This is a genomic window from Nocardiopsis sp. MG754419 (assembly GCF_018207095.1).
Classification (GTDB): Bacteria; Actinomycetota; Actinomycetes; order Streptosporangiales; family Streptosporangiaceae; genus Nocardiopsis.
Genome location: NZ_QOCZ01000101.1, coordinates 1 through 20,210, shown reverse-complemented (window position 1 = coordinate 20,210; position 20,210 = coordinate 1). Strand labels below are relative to the sequence as shown.

18 protein-coding genes are annotated in these 20,210 nt (G+C 71.4%); 4 read left to right on the top strand and 14 right to left on the bottom strand.

Annotated elements, in window-relative coordinates:
- Positions 1 to 1,401, bottom strand: a 1,401-nt coding sequence (locus DSY14_RS18645) for a DUF2398 family protein (protein WP_211717870.1), incomplete at its 3' end; no start/stop codon positions are given.
- Positions 1,401 to 3,050 (bottom strand): TIGR02677 family protein, encoded by a 1,650-nt coding sequence (locus DSY14_RS18640; RefSeq protein WP_307851271.1) that lies wholly within the window; start codon positions 3,048 to 3,050, stop codon positions 1,401 to 1,403. The genes DSY14_RS18640 and DSY14_RS18645, both read right to left, overlap by 1 nt.
- A 298-nt stretch (positions 3,051 to 3,348) precedes the next feature.
- Here DSY14_RS18640 and DSY14_RS18635 point away from each other — a divergent pair, with 298 nt between their 5' ends.
- A complete protein-coding gene (locus tag DSY14_RS18635) occupies positions 3,349 to 5,034 on the top strand; it encodes an ABC-F family ATP-binding cassette domain-containing protein (RefSeq protein WP_211717869.1) in 1,686 nt (561 codons plus the stop codon).
- Between the two features lie 696 nt (positions 5,035 to 5,730).
- On the top strand, positions 5,731 to 7,149 hold the full coding sequence (locus tag DSY14_RS18630; protein ID WP_211717868.1) for a nucleobase:cation symporter-2 family protein: 1,419 nt from the start codon (positions 5,731 to 5,733) through the stop codon (positions 7,147 to 7,149).
- A gap of 143 nt (positions 7,150 to 7,292) precedes the next feature.
- Here the strand turns inward: DSY14_RS18630 and DSY14_RS18625 are convergent, their stop codons facing one another.
- The 7 genes from DSY14_RS18625 to DSY14_RS18595 all read right to left on the bottom strand — a co-directional run bounded on the left by DSY14_RS18625 (position 7,293) and on the right by DSY14_RS18595 (position 13,670).
- Positions 7,293 to 8,237, bottom strand: a complete 945-nt coding sequence (locus DSY14_RS18625) for a hypothetical protein (protein ID WP_211717867.1) — start codon at positions 8,235 to 8,237, stop codon at positions 7,293 to 7,295.
- Between the two features lie 210 nt (positions 8,238 to 8,447).
- Positions 8,448 to 9,692: a cytochrome P450 gene (locus DSY14_RS18620; RefSeq protein ID WP_211717866.1), complete on the bottom strand. Its 1,245-nt coding sequence runs from the start codon at positions 9,690 to 9,692 to the stop codon at positions 8,448 to 8,450.
- Positions 9,692 to 10,924: a cytochrome P450 gene (locus DSY14_RS18615; protein WP_211717865.1), complete on the bottom strand. Its 1,233-nt coding sequence runs from the start codon at positions 10,922 to 10,924 to the stop codon at positions 9,692 to 9,694. The genes DSY14_RS18620 and DSY14_RS18615 overlap by 1 nt, the downstream gene beginning before the upstream one ends.
- Entirely contained in the window at positions 10,921 to 11,547 is a 627-nt protein-coding gene (locus DSY14_RS18610) for an ATP/GTP-binding protein (protein WP_211717864.1), read from the bottom strand. Before DSY14_RS18610 ends, DSY14_RS18615 begins: the two co-directional genes overlap by 4 nt.
- A complete protein-coding gene (locus DSY14_RS18605) occupies positions 11,528 to 11,887 on the bottom strand; it encodes a DUF742 domain-containing protein (protein WP_211717863.1) in 360 nt (119 codons plus the stop codon). The genes DSY14_RS18610 and DSY14_RS18605 overlap by 20 nt, the downstream gene beginning before the upstream one ends.
- Complete coding sequence (locus DSY14_RS18600) at positions 11,884 to 12,282, bottom strand: roadblock/LC7 domain-containing protein (protein ID WP_211717862.1); 399 nt, start codon at positions 12,280 to 12,282, stop codon at positions 11,884 to 11,886. The genes DSY14_RS18605 and DSY14_RS18600 overlap by 4 nt, the downstream gene beginning before the upstream one ends.
- Positions 12,282 to 13,670 carry an ATP-binding protein gene (locus tag DSY14_RS18595; protein WP_211717861.1) on the bottom strand — a complete coding sequence of 463 codons (1,389 nt, stop codon included), beginning with the start codon at positions 13,668 to 13,670 and terminating at the stop codon, positions 12,282 to 12,284. The genes DSY14_RS18600 and DSY14_RS18595 overlap by 1 nt, the downstream gene beginning before the upstream one ends.
- 690 nt (positions 13,671 to 14,360) lie before the next feature.
- Here DSY14_RS18595 and DSY14_RS18590 point away from each other — a divergent pair.
- Positions 14,361 to 14,744 carry an RNA polymerase-binding protein RbpA gene (locus DSY14_RS18590; RefSeq protein WP_211717860.1) on the top strand — a complete coding sequence of 128 codons (384 nt, stop codon included), beginning with the start codon at positions 14,361 to 14,363 and terminating at the stop codon, positions 14,742 to 14,744.
- A gap of 55 nt (positions 14,745 to 14,799) precedes the next feature.
- Here DSY14_RS18590 and DSY14_RS18585 read toward each other — a convergent pair whose 3' ends face one another.
- The 5 genes from DSY14_RS18585 to DSY14_RS18565 all read right to left on the bottom strand — a co-directional run bounded on the left by DSY14_RS18585 (position 14,800) and on the right by DSY14_RS18565 (position 18,872).
- Positions 14,800 to 15,603, bottom strand: coding sequence for an HAD-IIA family hydrolase (locus tag DSY14_RS18585; protein WP_211717859.1), 804 nt, complete (start codon positions 15,601 to 15,603; stop codon positions 14,800 to 14,802).
- A gap of 70 nt (positions 15,604 to 15,673) precedes the next feature.
- Positions 15,674 to 16,456 (bottom strand): SCO1664 family protein, encoded by a 783-nt coding sequence (locus tag DSY14_RS18580; RefSeq protein WP_211717871.1) that lies wholly within the window; start codon positions 16,454 to 16,456, stop codon positions 15,674 to 15,676.
- A complete protein-coding gene (locus DSY14_RS18575) occupies positions 16,453 to 17,037 on the bottom strand; it encodes a DUF3090 domain-containing protein (RefSeq protein WP_211717858.1) in 585 nt (194 codons plus the stop codon). Before DSY14_RS18575 ends, DSY14_RS18580 begins: the two co-directional genes overlap by 4 nt.
- 193 nt (positions 17,038 to 17,230) lie before the next feature.
- Positions 17,231 to 17,968, bottom strand: coding sequence for an MSMEG_4193 family putative phosphomutase (locus DSY14_RS18570; RefSeq protein WP_211717857.1), 738 nt, complete (start codon positions 17,966 to 17,968; stop codon positions 17,231 to 17,233).
- 64 nt (positions 17,969 to 18,032) lie between these two features.
- On the bottom strand, positions 18,033 to 18,872 hold the full coding sequence (locus tag DSY14_RS18565; RefSeq protein ID WP_211717856.1) for an undecaprenyl-diphosphate phosphatase: 840 nt from the start codon (positions 18,870 to 18,872) through the stop codon (positions 18,033 to 18,035).
- Positions 18,873 to 19,173: 301 nt separating this feature from the next.
- Here DSY14_RS18565 and DSY14_RS18560 point away from each other — a divergent pair, with 301 nt between their 5' ends.
- Complete coding sequence (locus DSY14_RS18560; protein WP_211717855.1) at positions 19,174 to 20,127, top strand: aldo/keto reductase; 954 nt, start codon at positions 19,174 to 19,176, stop codon at positions 20,125 to 20,127.
- Positions 20,128 to 20,210: the final 83 nt, after the last annotated feature.

Sequence of the window (20,210 nt, the reverse complement as noted above, 5' to 3'; positions counted from 1 at the left end):
GCACTGCCCGAACGCCCCGACACGGGTCTGCTGCCGTTCGGCGCCGCGCTCCAGCGCGCCGAACGGCAGCAGACCCGTGTCGGGGCGTTCGGGCAGTGCCCCGCGGATGTTGCGGTACCGCAGTGCCGCGGGGGTGACCAGGACACCGCCGGGGACCGGTCGCACCAGGTCCAGGTCGCTCAGCAGGTCCAGGGCGGCGTCGAGCAGGCCGTGCGGGTCCCGCTGCCAGGCCACGGTGAAGGAGGCCGCCCCGAACTCCTCGAACAGGTCGGCGACCATCTCCTCGAGTCGTTCGCGTTCGACCAGGGGCGTCGAGGCGGGCTCGGTCACACGTGGGGTGTACTCCGCGCCTTCCCAGGCGAGCTCGGTCACGATCGCGTCCCGGGGCACACCGGCGTCGACCCGCTCCACCAGGTCGGCGTGCCCGTGCAGCGGGCCCGGTGCCGGCAAGCGGCGCAGCGCCGCCCAGGACTCCTCGAAGTGGGTGGCGATCTGGGCCAGGAGCAGACCGGACGCGCGGGTCACCGCCCCTCCGCGACCGGGGAAGGCGCGGTCGGTGAAGGTACCGCCGGGGTCGGCCAACAGGACACCCTCGGCCCGCCGTTCCGGCTTCAGGCCGGTGAGTCGGGCCACCTCCTCGACCGGTCCCTTGGTGCGCAGGACGGCCGCGACCTCGGGTTCGACGTCGGCGTAGTAGACCACCGGGTACTCCACCAGCAGGCGGCGGGCGCGTTGGGCGACCCGTTCGGGTGAGGCGTCCGGCCCGAGGGGGTCGTTGAGGAGCCCGGCCGCGCTGTGCAGGTGCTGGACCGGGCGGCCGGGACGGAAGAGGATCTCGCAGGTCTCGTGGTCGATGTCGAAGAGCGCGTCGGCCTGTTCGGCTCCGCGGGCCCACGCCTCCACCGATCCGTCGGACAGGTGGAGGGCGCCGCGATCGAGCAACCAGTGGGCGACGTCGACCAGCGCGGCCTTGTGGGTGGAGTCCGTGGGGTCGTACCCCAGGCCCGTGATCTCGTTGGCCGAGGGGGTGAAGCGTCGCACCAGGTCGCCGAGGCTGATCTCGACCTGGGAGCGTTGGAAGGAGGCCAGGACCAGGCACAGGTAGGCGAGTCGCCGGCGGTCGAAGGGCCTGCCCTTGCGAGCGAAGATCTGCCGCTGTGTGGGGTCGAGCAGGTCGAGTTCGCGCACCAGGCGTACGTGGTCGGTGGTGGCGATGAGCCGGTGGCCGAACAGCACGCGCAGGTCCTCGGCCATCTGGTCGGCCCAGAACAGGACCTGGTCGAGCACCCCCGCGCGCGGCCGGGACGCGGTGATGACGTCGCAGGTCAACACCCGGCGCACGGCCTGCTGGTAGGTGCCCAGGTCCACGTCGGACACACGGGGGCGGGTGCTTCTCGCCATCACTTTCCCTTCCCGGAGGACCGGTCGGCGCTCTGGGTGTCGTCGTCGCGCTCGCCTCCGGCGCCCGGTCCCGACGTGCGGCCCTCGGGGCCCCGGTCGGCGCGGCGGGCACGGGAGGCGAGTTCGAGTCGGAACCCGGGCAGGTGGAGGCTGCCCTGGGCGGTGCGCACGGTGCTGCCCTCGTCGTCCGGCACGAGCTTGACGAGCGTGCCCGCGTCGTCGCCGGTCGCGGATTTCAGGCGTCCGACGACGGCCGGCGGGGCCCCCTGGTTCTCGGTGTGCACCTCGCGCGATTCCAGCGCCTTGGTGACCAGCCGCAACAGGACCTTGGTGTCACTGTCGTCGAGAACGCGGTCGTGCGCGCCCTCCCGCACCAGTCGGACGGCGGAGGCGCGTTCGGTCTCGCGCCCCTCGCTCTGGCGGCGGCGCAGCTCGGAGCGGGTCCCCCGGTCCCGCCGGACCGGCTTGGGCACGCCCGGTGTGGGCACGCGGTCGTTGCGGAACAGCGTGACCGAGACCTCCACACCCGCCGCGTCGTGCCAGGAGTCGGAAGGGGAGAACTCGTCGCCGTCCTCGTGGGCGACGCCCAGGTGACGCGCGGAGCGTGTGTTGAAGGCGGCGCCCATGAGCGCGTGCGCCGCTCCGTCGTCGGGGGTGTCGAAGACCCAGGCGGCCAGGTGGCGCAGCTGGGTGGAGCGGTTGACGCCGCCGCGTTGGGCCTCGGTGATCTGGCGCAGGAGCGCGACCACCCCGGAGACGGCCGAGCGAGTGGCCTGTCCGAGCTCCGCGGCGCGCGCGGGCGTTCCGCCCTCGGTGGCGAACCAGGCGCGCAGGGCCCACCAACGGCGGTTCCAGTCCTCCCGACGCTCGGCCCGGTCCATGAACAGGCGTTCGTCGGCGTCGGCGGCGCGGGAGAGCAGGGTGGTCAGACCGGTGGCCTCGACCTCGTGCACCGCGCGGTCGAGTCGGGGCAGGTAGCGGTCCAGCTCGGCCATGAAGTCGGACATGTGGACGAGCAGGGCGTTCTTGTGGCGCAGGAAGACCTCGGTCGAGGTCTCGGTGGAGCGCAGGATCTCGCCGAGGGTGACGTGGAACTGGGCGGAGCGTCGCCCCATGTCCTCCATGACCGAGTCCAGGCGGGACAGTCGGCGGTAGACGTCCTCGACCCGTCCGGTGCGGTTGGCCTCGGCCAGGGCACCGAGGTCCTCCAGGACGTCGGAGAAGACCAACCGGGACAGGTTGACGTCCTCCACGCGTGCGCCGAGGACGCCCTCGACCGCGTGGTAGGCCCGGTAGCCGAGTTCGCTGAACTGGTAGACGGACTGGCGGTTGCGGTAGCTGGCGAGGGTGCCCGCGCGGGAGGCGTCGTCGAAACGGTGCACGACACCGTCGGTGGCGAGTTCGTCGAGCCGGCGGCGCAGGTCCTGGGCGGCGACGAGGGGGGCCTCGTGGTGGACCGCGGCGAGTTCACGCAGGGTCGCCTCGACCTCGTGGGCACCGACCTGGACCTGGTGGACCTCCCTGAGCCGGTCCACGGCGCGCAACACCCACAGGTAGGTGACGTGATCGTCGCGCCGGGTGAAGTTGAACAGGCGGAAGCGGTCGCTGACCGCGAGCGCGTCCAGATCCAGCGCCGCGCGTTCGACCACCGTGCCACCCCCGTGTACTCGTGGTCCTGGTCCGCACCCCCGTGTGCGAACAGGACGACTGGGCCATTGTGGCAGTGCCCGAGGACCGTCCGTTCCCCGTGCTGCGGGCGACCGGGTCGGTTCGCTCACTCTCGGCGAGGTTCGGCACGGTTCGTGCCCGACCGGGTCCGGGGAGGGCCGCGGTGGGGGTGCGCCGCGACGGGGCGCTTCCCGGGAAAACCCTTTGCCGAGATCAGCGGGCCTGTGGAAGCCTGCCGGTGCTTCTGGAGGGGTGCGCCGGTGTGGAGGAGGAACGGTCGTGGGGCACGTCGACGTCAATCAGGTCACGCACACCCTGCCCGATGGGCGGGTGCTGCTGGACGAGGTGTCGTTCCGGGTCGGCGAGGGTTCCAAGACCGCGCTCGTCGGCGCGAACGGCGCGGGGAAGAGCACCCTGCTCACTCTGGTGCGCGGGGAGATCGCGCCGCAGTCGGGCGCGGTGACGGTGGACGGTGGTCTGGGGGTCATGCCGCAGTTCGTGGGGCACGTGCGCGACGCCACCACGGTGCACGAGCTGCTGGTGTCGGTCTCCCCCACGGCGGTGCGCCGAGCCCACGCGGACCTGGAGCGGGCCGAGGAGGCCATGATGCGCTCCGAGGACGAGCGGACCCAGATGCGCTACGCGGAGGCGATCACCCGGTACGGCGACGTCGGCGGCTACGACGCGGAGGTGGTGTGGGATCGGTGCTGCGCGGCCGCGTTGGGCGTCCCCTACGCGGGGTGTCGGTGGCGCGAGGTGCGGACCCTCTCCGGGGGCGAACAGAAACGCCTGGTCATCGAAGCCCTACTGCGGGGACCGGACCCGGTGCTGCTGTTGGACGAGCCCGACAACTACCTGGACGTGCCGGGCAAAAGGTGGCTCGAGGAGGCCCTGCGCGCCTCTCCCAAGACCGTGCTTTTCGTCTCGCACGACCGTGAACTGCTCAGCCGGGTGCCGGACCGGGTCGTCACGGTCGAACTGGGCGCCGCGGGCAACAGTGTGTGGGTGCACGGTGGCGCCTTCGACACCTATCACCAGGCCCGGCGGGAGCGCTTCGCCCGCCTGGAGGAGTTGCGTCGCCGTTGGGACGAGGAGCACGCCAAGCTCCGGGCCCTGGTGACGATGTACAAGCAGAAGGCGGCCTACAACTCGGACATGGCTTCCCGGTACCAGTCCGCGCGGACGCGCCTGCACCGGTTCGAGGAGGCCGGTCCGCCCCGGCGGAGGCCTCGGGAACAGAGCCTGCGGATGCGCCTGCGCGGCGGCCGCACGGGCAAGCGGGCCCTGGTCTGTGAGCGTCTGGAGCTGACCGGGCTGATGCGCCCCTTCGATCTGGAGGTCTGGTACGGGGACCGTGTGGCGGTGCTGGGCTCCAACGGGTCGGGCAAGTCCCACTTCCTGCGGTTGCTGGCCGGTGGCGGCGATGATCCGGAGTCATCGATGGTGCCCGAGGAGGAGCGGTCCCGGATCGTACCGGTCGCGCACCACGGCCGGGCCCGTTTGGGGGCCCGGGTGCGGCCGGGGTGGTTCGCCCAGACGCACGAACATCCGGAGTTCGCCGGACGCACGTTGTCCGACATCCTGCACAACGGTGAGGGCTCTCGAAAGGGCGTACCTCGGGACGAGGCCGGTCGGGCGTTGGACCGCTACGAGCTGGCCCCCAGTGCCGAGCAGACCTTCGACACCCTGTCGGGCGGCCAGCAGGCCCGGTTCCAGGTGTTGCTGCTGGAACTGTCGGGGGCGACGATGCTGCTGTTGGACGAGCCCACCGACAACCTGGACGTGGTGTCGGCCGAGGCACTGGAGTCGGCGTTGGAGGCCTTCGAGGGCACCATCCTGTCGGTCACGCACGACCGCTGGTTCGCCCGGGGCTTCGACCGGTTCGTGGTGTTCGGCGCGGACGGTCGGGTGTACGAGGCCGACGCGCCGGTCTGGGACGAGGGTCGGGTGGAGCGGGCGCGCTAGGGGCCGCGGGGGTTCGGTACGGGAACCCTCTGAGCCCAGGCTCCACGGGCCGATGGCGGGTGTTCCACCCCGGTGGCCACGCGTGCCGGTGGCCGGCCGTGCGACGTGCCCGGTCGGCCCGCGCACGTTGCCCGCGCACGTTGCCCGGACGCGGGCGTGCGGCCGGGAGGCGAGGGCCCTGCACCAAGAGGACACAGCTCCCTGCCCCTCCGCCGCCACACGAACCGGTGCAGGTGCGCCTCGGCCTCCGGGCTCCCCTCCCCGAGGGCCAGGCCCGGACAGCGCGAAGGGCAGGTCCACGATCGGGACCGCACGAGCTCGTCGCGAGGGCGGCCGGTACCCGCGCACGCTCCGACGGCCCCGTCGGTGTCCGCTCGCCGTGGAGGGAGGCGGCACCGGCGGGGCCGTCGCGTGAGGGCGTTCTTCGTCACGTCCCCGTCGGGGCGAGGCGCGTGCGCGGGCCGGGTCGGTGGGACGGCGCGCGCGGCCGAGGCGGGCCGGGAAGCCCGACGCGGTCGGCGATGCGCCCCCGATCACGGTGCACCGACGCGACCTCCATCGATCACACGTTGCGACCACATCCCCTCTCTCCGCATTGGTGTGTTTCTCCAACCGTTCGCCCCGAATTTGCATGGTCGTTCAGAGCATCCGATGATTCAGGGGCGTGATCGTACGACTTCGGAAGGCCCCACCACGATGAAGTTCCCCAAGGGCGGCTCGGCTCCCGCGACCGACGCCCCCGGCTCCGCCGTCGGCGAGCGCCCCGAGGACGAACGTCCGCCGCTACGGCTGATGCTCACCTACGGCGTCCAGCACATCCTGGCGCTCTACGCCGGTGTCATCACCCCGCCGCTCATCATGGCCGCGGCGGTGGGTCTGGACCCGGTGGAGACCGGCCTCATCATCAGCGCCGCGCTTTTGGTCAGCGGTCTGATGACACTGATCCAGACCCTGGGCGTATGGCGCTTCGGCATGCGCATGCCCCTCGTCATCGGCGCCTCGTTCATCCCCATCACCGCGATGACCGCGATCGGCGAGTCCAGCGGCCTGCCCGCGGTCTTCGGCGCCTCCCTCGTCGCCGGGCTGTTCGGCATCCTCATCGCCCCGGTCATGGCGAGCCTGATCCGCTTCTTCCCGCCGGTGGTGACCGGCAGCGTGATCACCGTCGTCGGACTCGCCCTCATCCCGGTCGCCGTCGGTTGGATCACCGAGAACGACGCCTCCGGCGTCCCCACCGACACGGGGCTGCTGTTGGGCGGGGCGACCCTGGTGATGATCCTGGTGCTGTCCAAGGTGCTGCGCGGGGTGTGGGGCAGAGCCTCCATCCTTCTCGGTCTGGTGCTGGGCACGCTGCTGGCCGCCGCCCTGGGTCAGGTCGACTTCGCCTCGGTGGGCGAGGGCGCGGTCTTCTCCCTGCCCACGCCCTTCCACTTCGGGCCGCCGGAGTTCCAGATCGCCGCGATCATCACCATGTGCATCATGATGATCGTGATCCTGTCCGAGGGCATGGCGGACATCCTCGCGGTGAGCGCGGTCGTGGGGTCCAAGGTCGACGGGCGTCGCCTGGCCGACGGTCTGCGCGCCGACGCCGCCACCGCCGTGGTCGGCCCCCTGCTCAACTCCTTCCCGGGCAGCACGTTCAGCCAGAACATCGGCCTCATCGCGCTGAACAAGGTCAAGAGCCGCTACGTGGTGGCCACCGGAGCGGCCCTGCTGGTCGCGATGGGCCTCTTCCCGATCCTGGGCCGGGTCGTGGCGATGATCCCCTCCCCCGTCCTGGGCGGCGCGGGCATCGTACTGTTCGGTTCGGTGGCGGCGGCCGGCATCCAGACCCTGGCCAAGGTGGACTACGAGGGCAACCAGAACCTGGTCATCGTCGCGGTCTCGCTCGGGTTCGGCGTGCTGTCCATCGCCGCACCGGACTTCTTCGCCGGCTTCCCGGAGTGGGCGACGATGATCCTGCACTCGGGCATCGTCACGGCCACCGCGTCGGCACTGATCCTCAACGTGTTCTTCAACGTCCTGGGCGGTCGCGACCGCCGGACGGAGAAGCCGGTCGAGGAGCCCGGCCCCGCACCGGAGACGGTCGGGTCCGAGGCCTCGGACCGCTCTTAGGACCCCGGCGGGCCACGTGTCCGGAGGAAGGGGGTCGTCGACCGAGGTCGGCGACCCCCTTCGCCATGGTGCGTGCGGTCCACGGGTGGGGCGGAACCCGACGCCACCGTGGCCTCCGGTGCGGGGCGCCTCGCTCCACGCCTCTACCGCACGGGGAACTCCAGATGGATCCGGGCGGAGCACTCCGGCAGGCATCCACCGATGGTGAGCTTTCCGCCGACCGGGGTGAGGGGAAGGAACAGCGCCGCCTCCGTCGCGGTGCCCGCGCGCAGCCGGTACGCGCCCACCGCCTCGGCCACACGCGCGCGGGCGCCGTCCGGGGAGGAGTAGACGGCGCCCGGTAGGTCCAGATCCACGTCGTCGACGGTGGTGAACTCGGCGGTGATGACCAGGGTGTCGTCGGTGACGTCCTGGTAGGCGGTGAGCAGGTGGGCGTCGACCCCCTCGGAGGAGGCGGTGACCCCGTGTCCGGCGACCAGGCGTTCACCGAGGTCCTCACCGTCCACCCGGAATCCGGTGAGCAGTCCGTCGTCGGCGGTGAAGTCGGTGAGGTCGACGCAGTCCCCGGTGGTGGCCGCGCACGTCCGGAACCCGTCCTCGGTGGGTTCCAGGGAGGCGGGGTCCAACGGGTCTCCGGCCCCGGCGTAGGCGGCCGCGACCTGGGCGTGGTGACGCAGGAAGGTGTGGGCGGTGGAGTCCTCGACCGTCAGGGACAGGCCCTCGCGCATGGCGTCGGGATCGTCGGAGTCGGCCAACGCCCTCATGTACGCGGTGGCCTGCTCGGGATCGACCGCCGCACCGGTGGCCGGTTCCTCCGCCTGCCCCTCCCGGATCCGTACGCCGCCCGCCGACCCCGGTGCTCCGGGAGCGGCACTCTCGGCGTCCGGTGCGACGGGGTCGGCCGGGGACGGCCCCGGTGCGACGTCGGGGGGCCGGCCGGGGACGGTGTCCGTCTCCTCGGTGGCGGGTCGCTCGACCCCCGACGACTCCTCCGCACCGGTGGTCACGGCCTCCTCGCCTTCGGACGCCGGTCCGCAGCCGACCACGAGCAGCAGGACGGTGGCCACGGCCGCCGTCGTTCGCGACATGTCCTCGCACCCCCCGGGAACGGCACTCGGACTGTCGAGTTTAGGGATTTCTACTCCCTTTCATCCGTTTTCCTCCGTTCTTGGATGATTCCTGGCCGCTTCCTGGAGCGGCCATGACGCGGGCCGCCGGGAGGGCGCCCCGCGTCCACGACGGCCGCGGGCCCCGGAACCACCCCTCGGACGGAGTCGGGTCGGATCCCGGGGCGGCGGTCACGGCCGGAGCAGGACCGGAAGCTCCTTGAGGCTGTTGACGACGATGGAGGGATGGTTCTCCAGCGCGGCGTCGGGTTCGGCGAGCCTCAGGTCCGGGAACCGCTCGAACAACAGGGGCAGGACTATCCGCCCCTCCATGCGGGCCAGGTGCGAACCGGGGCACACGTGCGGCCCGTACCCGAACGAGATGTGGCGCCCTCCACCCCGGAGCAGGTCGAAGGTGTCGGGGTGCGGGTCCTCGCCGTGTTCGGCGCGGTCACGGCTGATCGCGCCGTAGGAGGTCATCAACGCCTCGCCCTTGCCGATGGTGACCCCGCCGATCTCCACGTCCTCCGTCGCGAACCGGAAGACCATGTTGGACGTGGGCGGATCGAAGCGCAGGGTCTCCTCCACCACCGCGTCCCAGCCCACCCGGCCGCTCTTGACGAGGTCGAACTGCTCGGGGTGGGCCAGCAGGGCCCGGACCGCGTTGCAGAGAAGGTTGACGGTGGTCTCGTGGCCGGCGGCGACCACCACCTGCAGGGTCCCGCGGATCTCCAGATCGGTGAGCGAGTCGCCGTTCTCACCCGCATGGATCAATTCCGTGGTGAGGTCGTCTCCGGGATTCTCGCGTTTCTCGGCGATCATGTTCTCGTAATAGCGTTCGAGGGTCGCGTAGGTGTGCGTGAATTCCTCCGGTGTGGTGACCGCGCTGAAGAACTTCACGTACATGTCGCGGAGTCGATCGTGTTCGGCGACGTCCACACCGTAGAGCTCACCGATCACGCTCATCGGCAGTTTGAACGCGAACTCGCCTTTCAGGTCCAGGGGCCGGTCGGCCTTCGGTTCCATCGCGTCCAACAGGGACTCGGTCAGCTCGTGGACGCGCGGGCGCAGGCGTTCGACGCTGCGCGCGGAGAAGGCCTTGGCGGTCAGCAGACGCAGGCGCTTGTGCTCGGCTCCGTCGGTGCCGAGCAGGTTGGTGGGCGTGGGCGGAATGGTGCTGAGCAGCGGCCAGGACTCGGGGACGCGCCCCTGCTGAAGGTCGTCCCAGTGCGCGACGTCCTTGACCAGGCGCGGGTCGGTGAGCGCGGCTCGGGCGGCGGCGTGGTGCGTCACGGCCCAGGCCGTGACGCCACCGGGCAGGGTGACGCGGGTGACCGGTCCGGCCTGGTGGAGGATCTCGCGTTCGGCCCGCAGGTCCCGGACGTAGGGGTCCAGGGTGATGGTGTCGGAGGGGCCGTGCTGTACGGGGCAGGACATCAGTGGTCTCCTCTGGGGGGTGTGGGGGTGAAGGTGACCGGCAGTGCGGTGACGCCGCGGACCCAGGGGGATGGGCGCCAGCGCAGACGTTCGGCCGGGACCGCCAGTTCGACGTCCGGCACCCGGTCCATGAGGACCTCGATGCCGGTCACCGCGATGGTCTCGGCGATCTCCTGGGCCGGGTAGGGGCACCGGTGCCGGCCGTGGGAGAAGGACAGGTGCGCGTGGTTGCCGTGGCCCGCCGCCGTGGTCGACCCAGGGCGTACCTCCGGGTCGCGGTTGGCGGCGGCCAACCCCAGGAGGAGCATGTCGCCTCGGCGGATGAGCCGCCCGCCGAGCTCCACGTCGTGCGCGGCGTAGCGTCCCGCCTGGATCTGGGTGGGGGTGTCCTCCCAGAGGACCTCGTTGAGGGCGTCCCGGACGCTGCTGCGCGCCCCGGCGATGGAGGCGGCGAACCGGTCGTCGGTGAGCATCAGGCGCAGGGCGTTGCCGAGCCACTCCGACGTGGGCTGGCCGCCTCCGCCCAAGAGCACGATGAGCTCGGGGATCGCCTCCTCGTCGGTGTAGCCGGCGGGATGGGCGAGCAGTCGGGAGACGACGTCCGGCCCGGGGTGGCGGCGACGTCGGGCCACGATCTCGCCCAGGAGCGCCATCAGGGACTGTTGGGCGGACATGGCCTCGGAGCCGCCGTCGATCATCGTAGTCATCAATCGGCCCAGGTGGGTGCCGTGATCGTCGTCGAGCCCGTACATCCAACCGAGCACCAGCGCGGGCAGCCGTGCCGTGTAGGACGCGCGCAGGTCCGCCGCGTCCGAGGCGCAGAAGGCGTCGATGAGACGGTCCGCCATCCTCGTGGTGACGGTGCGCAGTTCGTGGGCGTCGACCCCGGACAGGGCGTCGGCGAGGGCACCGGCCTTGCGGCGGTGCTCCTCTCCCTCGGAGTACAACACGGTCGGCAGTCGCATGACCAACGGCAGCAGCGGCCAGTCGGCGGGCACCCGGTCCCAGGCGTTCCAGTTCCGGGAACTGCGGCGGAAGACGTCCGATTCGGTGAGCACACGGTGCAGCTCCCGGTAGCCCACCACCAACCAGGCCGGGACGTCACCGTCCATGTAGACCGGGACCACCGGCCCGTGTCCGGCCCGCATGAGCCGGTACAGACCCGCCGGATGGGTCTGGAACTCCGGACCGTGCAAAAGGACACGGCCCTGCGACACCGGGCACCCGCTCATCGCCGTCCCTCCCGCACCAGGGTCCGCACGTGCTCGGCCAGGCGGATGAGGACGTCCTTGGCCGAGCCGCGCTCGCGCGCGTCGCAGCGCATCAGGGGCACCGACGGGTCCAGGTCCAGGGCCGAACGCACGTCCTCCAGTGCGTGGTCGGCCTCGCCGAAGTCGTTGTGGGCCACCACGAACGGGGTGCCCTGGGCCTCCAGGCGGTCGATGGCGTAGAAGCAGTCCTCCAGGCGGCGGGTGTCGACGAGGACGACGGCGCCGAGGGCTCCGGTGAACAGGCGGTCCCACAGGAACCAGAAACGTTGCTGGCCGGGGGCGCCGAACAGGTAGAGGACCGAGGTGGAGTCCAGGGTGATGCGTCCGAAGTCGAAGGCGACGGTGGTGGTGTTCTTGCCCTCCACCCCCCGCAGGTCGTCGATCTCGGCCCCCGCCCGGGTCATCGTCTCCTCGGTGGTGAGGGGTCTGATCTCGCTGACCGAGCGCACCATGGTGGTCTTGCCGACCCCGAACCCTCCGACCACGGCGATCTTCAGGGCCTGGGAGGCGCTGTCCGGCAGCGGGGCCGTCGGGGTCCCGACGACCGTGGCCGGGGAGGGGGGTTCAGAGGTTGTGGAGTGCAACGAGCACCTTCTCCAACACGTCCGGGGAGGCGAGCGGGCGCGCCGGTGAGGGCGCGGGGGCCGGGTGACGCGCGGTCACCCGGCCGGTGTCGATGAGGTCGGTGAGCAGGATGCGCACGACCGTCACGGGCAGACGCAGGTGGGCCGCGATCTCGACCACCGACAGAGGGCTCACGCACAGACGCAGGATGCGCGCGTGTTCGGACTGCATCCCGGCCGTGGGTTCGCTCTCGGCCACCACGAGGGTGACCGCGTCCAGGGCGTCGTCGGCACCGCCGCTGCGCCCGGAGGTGATGACGTAGAGCCGATCCGGCCCCTCCTGCCGGTACGACGGGTTCACGCCGTCCCGGCCCGGGTCGGGGCGGTCAGGTGTTCGCCCATCTGCTCGACCAACTCGTTCATGTTGTGGCCGACCAGACCGGGATCGGCGGCGTCGGTGGTGATGACGGCCAGGTGGGCCCCCTGACCGGCCTCGACGATGAACAGAAGGCCGCCGTAGAACTCGGCCATGGCCTGGCGCACCCCTCCCCCACCGTCGCCGAACTCCATCGAGGCGCTGTGGGCGAGGCTCTGCACACCGGCGGCGATCGCCGCGAGGTGGTCGGCGCTGTCGATGCCCAGACCGGACGTGTGGCACAACTTGAGCCCGTCGCGGGAGAGCACGAGTGCGTGGCGGGCGCCCGGGGTGCGTTCGAGCAGCCCTTCGAGCAGCCAGGTCAGGGTGGTGAGATCCATCAGGTGTCCTTCGGTGCGTCGGCGGGTCGCTGTCCGCGCACCGCCGAGCGGAACGCGCCGAACCCTGTCGCCGAGGTGGGGGGACCGGTGTCCGCGGGGGCGGGCCGAGTGCGTTCGACGGCGGCGAGGGTACGGCCGCGCCGACGTTGGGGCAGCCCACCGACGAGCCGGGGCGCGGGCTCGTCGGCGGGTACCGGGCTGGGGGTCCGGGCCGGCGCGGTGGGAGCGCCGGACGGGTGTACCGCGGTGCGGTGCTGGGTGTCCGGAGCGGGTGCGGACGGGGCGGCCGGGGCCGGCAACGGTTTGATGAGGCGCTGTGGCAGCAGCAGGACCACCCCGGTGCCGCCCCGGGAGGAGGAACGGAAGGAGACCGAGAGCCCGTACCTCTGGGCGAGGCGACCGACGACGGCCAGACCCAGGCGGGTTCCGGAGAGCGCGGCGATGTCCATCCCGCTGCCGACCGCGTGGCGGGCCCGCCGCAGCGCCTCCTCGCCCATGACCAGGCCGCCGTCCTCGACCATGATGGCGACGCCGGCCTGGACCTCCTCCACGTGGACGTGGACCTCCGCGGTGGGCGGCGAGAACGTGGCCGCGTTGTCGAGGAGTTCGGCCAGGGCGTGGATGACCCCCTCGGCGGCGAAGCCGGCCACGGCGAGCGGAGGGAATCCGTGGGTGCGCACACGCTGGTAGGCGCCGATCCTTCCCATGGCGCCCCGCAGGACGCTCTCCATCGGAATGGACCGACTCCAGCGGCGTCCGGAGCGGGCTCCGGTGAGGACGGCGATGCTGTCGGCCGTACGCCCCGCCTGCGCGGTGGTGTGGTCGAGGTGCATGAGGTCGCCGAGGACGTCCGGCCCGCCGGCACCGTCACCGTGTCGTTCCTGCATGCGCCGCAGATCGGCGAGCATCGTGGTGGTCAGGGCCTGGACCCGTCCCGCGGCGGTGGCGCAGGCGGCCATGGCGGCCGCGCGACGGCGTTGGGCGGTGGCGATCTCGGTGGCCGCGAGTCGCAGTAGCGCGGCGGCCCCGGGGTCCTGCGGCAGGGCGCTCCGGTGCAGGGCGGTCTCGGCGGAGTCGCCCTCGCTCAGCCGTGCGACCAACCGGGGCAGCGTGTCGGAGGCCAGCGCGGCGGACTCGGCGCGCACCCGCTCCAGCTCGGCGCCCAGCGTGGCGACGCGGCGGTCCCGAGCGGCTAAGAGCAGGGCCAGGACCACACCGAGGAGCAGGGAGGCCGCGCCGGCGGCCAGGACGGACGGGAGGGTCTCGGGCCGGGCGAACGCGAGGGCCCACCCCCAGAGCGCGAGGACGGGCACCAGCAGGAGGAGGCGACGCGGCGCGGCGGCGCTCGACGGTGGCGCTCCACTGGGGAGGGGGTTCTCGGCAGTCATGGGGGGCTCCGCGTCCGGCTGCGTCTTCACTCGTCGCGCACGCCGCGGGGCCGACTCGGGCGATCGCGTTCCACGTGCGAAGATGCGCGCGAAAAGGCCACAGGAAAGCTATAACCATGCCTTTTCGTCACACAGCGAGCCAACATATCATCAAGTTCACTCATCGACTATGGCGCAATAAAAATAATCAATTATCGCGAAACAGGCAAAGCTCACTTCACATCCCCACGGGGGCGGGCATTACCGCACGATCGATCTCGGAGCGAAAGCACACCCCTGACCTTTGTGTGCGCCCGATCGCGCATTGCGCGAACCGCACCCCGGGGTATGGATGCATAGGCGAGTGGACGGCGTCGCACGCGCGACACCCACGAAGCGGCGGCCCGACGCACCCACGGACGCGGGGCGCGCCACCACTCCCGGAGTCGACCAACGCGACCCGGGCCACTTCCGCCCCCGGGGCCACACGCACCCCTGCGGACCCGCGTCGCTACCCACGGCCATCAGAACTCGACCCTAGAGTGGTACAGGTCACATACGCCGGGGAGTACCGGTGAGGCCGGTCTCTCGGCTCTCGCGGGCTTCCCGCGCCCGCCGACGTGGTTCGACCTCAGGCAGGCGGGGAATCTTGACGTGGACCGACGCGTTACACCCCGCGAGACCGCACGAGCGCCTGGAGGCACCCACACGATGGCCGAGCGAGCACTTCGCGGTACACGGCTCGGGGCGACGAGCTACGAGAACGACCGCAACACCGACCTGGCCCCCCGGCAAGAGGTCACGTACGACTGCACCCGGGGCCACCGCTTCGCGGTCACCTTCGCGACCGAGGCGGAGATCCCCGCCGAATGGGAATGCCGCTTCTGCGGCGACCGCGCCCTGCGCAGGGACGGCGGCGGCGAGGAGCCCAAGAACACCAAGCCGGTGCGTACGCACTGGGACATGCTGCTCGAACGCCGCAGCATGGAGGACCTCGAGGAGGTCCTCGCCGAACGCCTGGAACTGCTCCGCGCCCGACGCCGTGAAGAGGCGGCCAAGGTCGAGGAGATCGCCAAGCAGCGACAGAGCGCCTGACACGACGCCACGGGGGCGGTGGACTCACGGTCCACCGCCCCCGTCGTGTGTACGCCTAACCCAGTTCGCCGAAGGGGGCGCCCGTGTGTCCCACGAGTTCCTTGACGGACTCGATCACGCGGGTGGGCCGGTAGGGGAACTCGTCGGCGGTCTCCCGACCGGAGATGCCCGACAGCACCAGCACGGTCTGCAGACCGGCCTCCAGGCCGCTGAGCACGTCGGTGTCCATCCGGTCACCGACCATGAGGGTGTTCTCCGAGTGCGCGCCGATACGGCGCAGCGCCGAACGCATCATCAAGGGGTTGGGCTTGCCGACGAAGTACGGGCGACGGCCGGTCGCCTTCTCGATGAGCGCGGCAACCGCGCCCGTGGCGGGCAGGGGACCCTCGGCGCTGGGTCCGGTCTCATCGGGGTTGGTGGCGATGAACCGGGCGCCGTTGCGCACCAGGCGGATGGCCCTGGTGATGGCCTCGAAGCTGTAGGTGCGGGTCTCCCCCAGCACCACGTAGTCCGGCTCGCGCTCGGTCATCACGTAACCGACGTTGTGCAGCGCGGTGGTCAGGCCGGATTCGCCCACCACGTACGCCGAACCGCCCGGACGCTGGGTCTGGAGGAACTGGGCGGTGGCAAGCGCGGAGGTCCAGATGGACTCCTCGGGGATGTCCAGACCCGTGTTGAGCAGGCGCGCCCGCAGGTCACGCGGGGTGTAGATGGAGTTGTTCGTCAACACCATGAACGGGGTTCCCTGCTCCCGCAGCTCGGCGATGAGCGCGTCGGCGCCGGGGATCAGGTGTTCCTCGCGTACGAGCACACCGTCCATGTCGAAAAGGTAGTTCCACTCGTTGCTCACGGAAACCATTGTGCCGGGATCGGGGAGTGGAACACCATTCCTACTCCCGGGTAACGGCAGACGAACGGCTTGATGCTGCTCACACGGGTGGCCAGGGGACCGAAGGCCAGTCGGGGGCCGGGTAGGGATGGATGCCGTGGTGGACCAACAGATCCACCCGCGAGCGCAACGCGTACAGCTCCGGACCGGTGAGGTACCCGGCGAGGGCGACCGACAGGGGATCGTCGGAATCGCGCAGTCGGGACCGCAACCGGGTCAGGGCCTCCACGGCCTCCTCGGTGAGCGGCAGTCCCTGCCACTGCCACAGCACGGTGCGCAGCTTGTAGTCCTCGGCGAAGGACACCCCGTGGTCACAGCCGTACAGGTGACCCCCCGGAGTGGGCAGCAGGTGACCGATCTTGCGATCGGAGTTGTTGATCACCGCGTCGAGCACCGCCATCCTGCGCAGACCCCGGTGGTCAGTCTCCCGGGACAGGGCGACCAGGTCGACGGTCGGGTCGCCGTGGACCCACAGCTGGACCATGCCCTCGCCGTAGGGGCCGTCGCGGAACACGGTGGGCGGCACCACGGACCAGCCCAACGCCTCGGAGACCGCGTGGGCGGAGACCTCGCGCCCGGCCAGCGTGCCGTCGGGGAAGTCCCACAGGGGACGCTCCCCCGCCACGGGTTTGTAGACGCAGACCGCCGCACGGGAGCCGTCGGAGATCCTGCAGTACAGGGTGGCGTTGGAGGCGTCGGCCAGGCGGCCCTCGACGGTGAGGGCGCCCTCGCGCAGCAGGTCGATGCCCTCGGCGGGGTCGATCCCGCCGAAGTCGGCCGGGGCCGGACCGCCCTCGGTGGTGTCGTCGGCGTTCAAGGTCAGACGAGTCGGTCCGGGCGGTAGCCGTTCTGACGGGCACAGATGTGCCCGGCCGGATCCAGCGGTCGGCCGCACAGGGGGCAGTCGGGGCGCCCCGCGGAGACCACCTTCAGGGCCCGACCGGCGAAGGCGCGCGCCTCAGCGGGGGTGAGGTAGACCCGGAGGACGTCACGGTGGGCCGGCGCCTCCTCGGCGAAGACCTCGGGCTCGTCCTCCTCCTCGTCCTCGACCAGTTCCTCGGTGGCGCTCTCGTCGATCTCCTGCGCCTCGATGATCACGCGGGCGGCCTCGGCGTCCCAGGCCAGGGCCAGGGTGCCGACGCGGAAGTCCTGCTCGATGGGCTGCTCCAGAGGACCATCGTCCTCGGGGGCGACCTCCTCATCGGGTGGGGAGCCGAAGCGTCGGTGCACCTCTTCCAGGAGCTCCTCGATACGGGTGGCCAAGGCCTCGACCTGGGCCTTCTCCAACACGACACTGGTGATGCGACCCTCGCCCACGGCCTGGAGGAAGAAGGTGCGGTCCCCCGGCTGGCCCACGGTTCCCGCGATGAACCGTTCCGGCGGGTTGAACTGAAAGACGGGCATGGTTGCAGCCTACGGGATGACGGTCACGGGCGACGATTCCACCCGCCCCGCCCGGGGACGGCCGAAACGGAGGGCCGGTCGGGTTCCGTGCCGTGCCCGGCCCCGGGCGTGTCGGGGCGCCGCCGTGCCGCCCCGCGGACCGTGTCCCCGGGACCGCGCGAGGTGGGGTCCGGTCGGCCGGAGCCCCCCCGGGTCAGGGTGTGGCGCCGCCGGCCCCGCCACCGACGGCGGCGTCACCGCGGGTCTCCGCCGGGGTGGGCAGCACACCGGACAGGGGTCGGCCGGTCTCGTTGAGCCCGTTGAGGAAGGGACGGGTGCGCGTGTAGGTGATCGAGGTGATCGAACAGGGGTCCACGCGCAGACGCTGGAACAGGTCCAGATGGATCCCCAGCGCGTCCGCGACGATCGCCTTGATGACGTCGCCGTGGCTGCACACCACGTAGACAGGCGGCGCGTCCGTCGCCGATTCCAGGAGTCGGGTGTTCCAGTCCCGGACGGCCTCCACCGCGCGGGCCGAGGTCGCCGACAGCGCCTCCCCGCCGGGGAAGCGGGCGGCGCTGGGGTGGTCCTGGACCACCCGCCACAGGGGTTCGGCCGCAAGGTCGGTGAGGGAGCGCCCGGTCCAGCTGCCGTAGTCGCACTCGACGAAGCGTTCGTCGGTCGTGATGGGCGTACCGAGGCGTTCGGCCAGGGCCGCGGCGGTCTCCTGGCAGCGTTCGAGCGGGCTGGACACCAGAGCGGCGGGCGCCAGCCCCGCCATCCGGTGCGCCAGATCGGCCGCCTGGTCCCGGCCGGTGTCGTTGAGGTGTACGCCCGGGGCCCGGCCGGCCAGGCGCGGGCCGGTGGCATCGGTCATCCCGTGTCGGACGAGCAGAAGGGTGACCGCTTCGGGGGCGGGCGGGGTGTCCGTGGTCTCAGCCGGTGTCGCCATGGCTCCAGGGTAGGGCTCCCGCGGAGCGGACGCCGGGGCCGGTCGCGACCGGCCCCGGCGGGGGTCAGACCACCCCGGCTCCGCCCTCCGGTGCGAGCACGCCGAAGTAGACGAGGACGAGGATCACCACGCCCAGGGCGATGCGGTAGTACACGAACGGCATGAAGCTGTGCGTGGAGATGAACTTCATCAGCCAGGCGATGACGATGTAGCCGATCACGAACGCCACCAGGGTGCCGACGATCGTGGCGCCCCAGCCCGCGTACTCGTCGCCGCCGATGTCGAACAGCTTGTACAGACCGGAGGCGAACACGGCGGGCAGGGCCAACAGGAACGCGAACTCCGCGGCGGCCGGACGGGTGAAGCCCAACAGACGACCACCGGTGATGGTGGCGCCCGAGCGGGAGACACCCGGGATCAGCGCGAGGGTCTGGAACAGACCGAAGGTGAGGCCCCGCTTCAGGGTGAGGTCCTCGATCTCGTTCTGGCGGCGGGCCAGATGGTCGACGAGACCGAGGATGATGCCGAAGATGATGAGGTTGAGGGCGATCAGCCGCAGGTCGCGGAAGACCCCCTCGATCTGGTCCTCCAGGAGCAGGCCCAGCACACCGATCGGGATGGTGCCGATGATGATGTACCAGCCCATGCGGGCGTTGATGTCGGAGCGCAGTTCCCGGTCGAACAGGGACCGGCACCAGACGGAGATGATCGCCCAGATGCGCTTGCGGAAGTAGAGGATCACCGCGAGTTCGGTGCCGATCTGGCTCACGGCGGTGAAGGCCGCGCCCGGGTCGGGCCAGTTGAAGAACGCCGCGAAGACGCGCAGGTGCGCGCTGGAGGAGATGGGCAGGAACTCGGTGAGTCCTTGGATGAGGCCGAGAACGACCGCCTCGAAGATGGACACTCGGTACGGACTTTCGTTTCAGTGGTGCGCCGAATGACGGGCGCGGGCACAGGGTCTGGGGGACACGGTCCGGCCGGGCCGTGTCACACGTCGCACCTCAGCCACGGTCCGGACTGCGATGACGGTACGCAGCCAAGGTGTACCCCCGACCTACGTCCGGTCAACTACCGGTGACCGGCAACCCACGGGAGCCCGTCCGGAATGTCACGGCTTGACGGAAGGGCGTTCTCGGTGTCGGGGGAAGGCGTGCCAGAGGACGTCCGACCTCCCCCTCGGTGGTGGACAAGGTACTCTCCGCCGCATGGAACAGCGACAGGTGGGCAGATCAGGGCTCTGGGTGTCTCGTACCGCTCTCGGCACGATGACCTGGGGAAAGGACACCTCCGAGGAGGAGGCCGGGCAGCAGCTCACCGCGTTCGCGGACGCCGGCGGCACGCTCGTGGACACCGCGGACATCTACACGGGCGGACAGAGCGAGCGCATCCTGGGCCGGCTCCTGCGCGGGACCGTACGACGCGAGGACGTCGTGGTCGCCACCAAGAGCGGCCACACCCCCGAGGGCTACCGCCCGGTCGACACCTCCAGGCGGCACCTGCTGGCGTCGCTGGACGCCTCCCTGCGACGCCTGCAGACCGACTACGTCGACCTGTGGCAGCTGCACGTGTTCGACCCCCACACCCCGCCCGAGGAGACGCTGTCCGCGCTGGAGACCGCGGTCGCCTCGGGCAAGGCCCGCTACGTGGGCACCGGCAACCTGGACGCGTGGCAGTTCGCGACCCTGGCCACCTGGCAGCGCGCGCTGCCGGGCCGCGTGCCGCTGGTGAGCGTCGGCACCGAGTACTCCCTGCTCAACCGCGCGGCCGACCACGCGCTGCGACCGGCGACGGCCGCGGGCGACGCCCACCTGATCGCCTGGTCGCCGCTGGGCCGAGGCGTGCTCAGCGCCAAGTACCGCAACGGGGTGCCCCCGGACTCGCGGGCCGCGTTCCCGCACATGGCGCCCTACGTCGAGCCCTATCTGGACGACCGCAGCCGCAGGGTGGTGGAGTCGGTGTGCACCGCCGCCGAGGGCCTCGGCGTCTCACCACTGGCCGTGGCGTTGAGCTGGGCCCGGGACCAGGCGGGCGTGGCGTCCGCGGTGGTGGGTCCGCGCACGCTCCCGCAGCTGGAGGAGATCCTCTCGGTGGAGAGCATCGAACTGCCCCCGAAGATCCGGGAAGCCCTGGACGACGCCACCGCCCGCCCCGGCCGCTGAGCGGCACCGTCCCGCGCACGACCCACCGGGCCGCGCGCCGACGGGCCGACGGGCCGAGAGCACGGTGGGTCAGGGGGCGGTGG

What these genes read in the sequence shown, in the direction of transcription:
- DSY14_RS18630 (WP_211717868.1), top strand. Translation starts at nt 5,731, where the DNA reads ATGAAGTTCCCCAAGGGCGGCTCGGCTCCCGCGACCGACGCCCCCGGC.
- DSY14_RS18625 (WP_211717867.1), bottom strand. Translation starts at nt 8,237, where the DNA reads ATGTCGCGAACGACGGCGGCCGTGGCCACCGTCCTGCTGCTCGTGGTC.
- DSY14_RS18620 (WP_211717866.1), bottom strand. Translation starts at nt 9,692, where the DNA reads ATGTCCTGCCCCGTACAGCACGGCCCCTCCGACACCATCACCCTGGAC.
- DSY14_RS18615 (WP_211717865.1), bottom strand. Translation starts at nt 10,924, where the DNA reads ATGAGCGGGTGCCCGGTGTCGCAGGGCCGTGTCCTTTTGCACGGTCCG.
- DSY14_RS18600 (WP_211717862.1), bottom strand. Translation starts at nt 12,282, where the DNA reads ATGGATCTCACCACCCTGACCTGGCTGCTCGAAGGGCTGCTCGAACGC.
- DSY14_RS18595 (WP_211717861.1), bottom strand. Translation starts at nt 13,670, where the DNA reads ATGACTGCCGAGAACCCCCTCCCCAGTGGAGCGCCACCGTCGAGCGCC.
- DSY14_RS18590 (WP_211717860.1), top strand. Translation starts at nt 14,361, where the DNA reads ATGGCCGAGCGAGCACTTCGCGGTACACGGCTCGGGGCGACGAGCTAC.
- DSY14_RS18585 (WP_211717859.1), bottom strand. Translation starts at nt 15,603, where the DNA reads ATGGTTTCCGTGAGCAACGAGTGGAACTACCTTTTCGACATGGACGGT.
- DSY14_RS18575 (WP_211717858.1), bottom strand. Translation starts at nt 17,037, where the DNA reads ATGCCCGTCTTTCAGTTCAACCCGCCGGAACGGTTCATCGCGGGAACC.
- DSY14_RS18570 (WP_211717857.1), bottom strand. Translation starts at nt 17,968, where the DNA reads ATGGCGACACCGGCTGAGACCACGGACACCCCGCCCGCCCCCGAAGCG.
- DSY14_RS18560 (WP_211717855.1), top strand. Translation starts at nt 19,174, where the DNA reads ATGGAACAGCGACAGGTGGGCAGATCAGGGCTCTGGGTGTCTCGTACC.